Origin of the sequence: Actinomyces bouchesdurhonensis, from assembly GCF_900128465.1 — a bacterium.
Lineage (GTDB): Bacteria > Actinomycetota > Actinomycetes > Actinomycetales > Actinomycetaceae > Pauljensenia > Pauljensenia bouchesdurhonensis.
The window spans coordinates 1-2072 of sequence record NZ_LT635888.1 but is presented as its reverse complement, the minus strand read 5'-3'; the positions used below and the strand labels follow the sequence as shown (position 1 = coordinate 2072).

Sequence of the window (2072 nt, the reverse complement as noted above, 5' to 3'; positions counted from 1 at the left end):
CGCGAGGGACGCAGGCGTCGCCATCGCTAGCGCACACGCGCCGACGAGCGCGAGGAGCGCCACTGGTTTCTTTGATGTCATGTACGTAACTCCAATGTTGTGACAGACGACTGGCTAGCACCAAGCGGTCTTCGACCTATCGGTAACTCCACGGTACAGTACCCGCGTGTGTGTGCGCAGTCACTGCCATTTTGTGGGATGGCGCATGGGTGAGGCCGGGGCCGGGTTGCTCGTGGTGAGCGTTCCCGGGCCCCGGCCTGGTGAATCAGAAGCAGCCAGCGTTAGGGCCGCAATACTCCGGACGCGTCAAAGGAATACGTCCGACCGTCGATGACCTGCGTACCGGTCACCATCGCGCCGGAAGGAGACAGGTAGTACCACAAACCACCAAGCTGGAGCCAGCCGGTGCGCATCACACCCGAAGAGTTCAGGTAATACCACAGCCCATCAACCTTAACCCACCCGGTGTGCATATCACCGGAGGCACCCAGGTAATACCAGGAGCCGCGATCAAACAGCCAGCCCGTAGCCATCACCTTCGTGGCGGGATCCATGTAGTACCAGTACGGCCCACCGTAGGCACCGTCGCGCACCCAGCCACCCACAAGAGCACCCTCGGAATCGGCGTACACCCACTCCCCGCTGGCACGCTTGAGGAACCCGGTCATCATGTAACCGGACGGACCGAACTGGTAGTCGCGCCCATTGATAGTGAACCAGCCGCCCGTCAGATAGTCAGTCCCGTTCGCGCACACGTACCACCAGCCCACGGCATCCTTGGCCCAATGACCGCCCGCAGGATCCGCGCACGGCAAACTCACGCCCGGATTACCGGTAGGCAAGTCAACGCTCACAGCCTCGGAATGATTCAAACCGTAGTCCCACGCGAGCACATACGGGTTGGCGATCACGTCACCGGTGCCACCCTGATCACTCCACGCCTGCTCGATCACGCTCATCGGAATCTCCACGTGGTAGCTGTAGGTACCATCGGCCCCCTTAACGCCCTCATCCTCAGTGAAGACGTGGCGGTAGAACCACAACCCATCAGCCGGGTCATGCAAATCCACGCCAGCCAGAGGCGAAGCATCCGCAACATCAAAGGAAACAACCATGCCATCCCCCTCCCCCTCGTAAGCCAGGTTAGAAATGACAGGCGCCGTGGTGTCGAGACGGAAATCGTAGGAGATCGACTGCTCGGCGCGCGACGGACCGTCGTTGGATGCGGCGATGCGCAGCGTGTAGGCGCCGTCGGGCATGCGCGCGAACTTCTCCGCGTTCGCGTCGAAGGCCGTGGAGTCATGGTAGGCCTCGACCCACGTGTTCTCCTCGGTGCTGGTCAGGTAGATGGACTTCCAGTTCCGGTAGTTGGTCGCCGAGAAGACCGTCTCCCCGGCCTCGTTCGTGTAGGTGCTGGTGAGCGTGTGGACGCTGCGCAGGGTGCCGGTGCGGGGTTCGAGGACCGTGGGGGCGCCCGAGGCCTCGGACCGCGAGATCACGTAACGGTCCGCCTTGGGCTCTCCGGTGCGCTCACCCACCTTGATGAGGGGGTTATACCCGAGGGAGTCCCCGGTGGTGCCGTTGACGATCTCCGAGGCCCGGGTGTGCGCCCCGCCCTGGGATGCGAGCGCATCGAAGATGGGAGCCTTCCCCCAGTCACCATAGAAACCCAGGTAGGGCACGGCCAGGTCGGGCTCACCATCGGTCTTCGAGGCGAAGCGCACAAAGCCGTCCAAGAACGTGCCGTTTGGCGCATTGTCCGCCACGTAAGAGGCGAACTCGGAACCGGGCGCAATATCAACGCCGACGGTGACCTCGCCGGAAGCAGGAACAGTCACACTCGCACCCTCGCCGGACCCGGCGGCTGCACCGGAATAGGTGACGGTGACCCCCTTACCACGCCAGTCGGTGGCGCTGCTGGTGAAGAAGCCGCCGTCCACGATCTCGGACAGGGCCTGGGAGCTCAGCTCGTAGGTCGCCTCCACGCCGGAGAGGTTGTGGAGGGTGACGTCGAAGTGCCAGCCCGTCGTGCCATCCCCCAGGTCGGCCTTGGGGCGGGAGGGCTCAGGCGC

The 2072-nt window shown here is 63.6% G+C and carries 1 protein-coding gene; it reads right to left on the bottom strand.

The window, feature by feature from the left end:
* Nucleotides 1–281: 281 nt before the first annotated feature.
* Nucleotides 282–2072 (bottom strand): Fn3-like domain-containing protein (locus tag BQ7477_RS10965; protein ID WP_200783533.1); only part of this gene is annotated, 1791 nt, incomplete at its 5' end.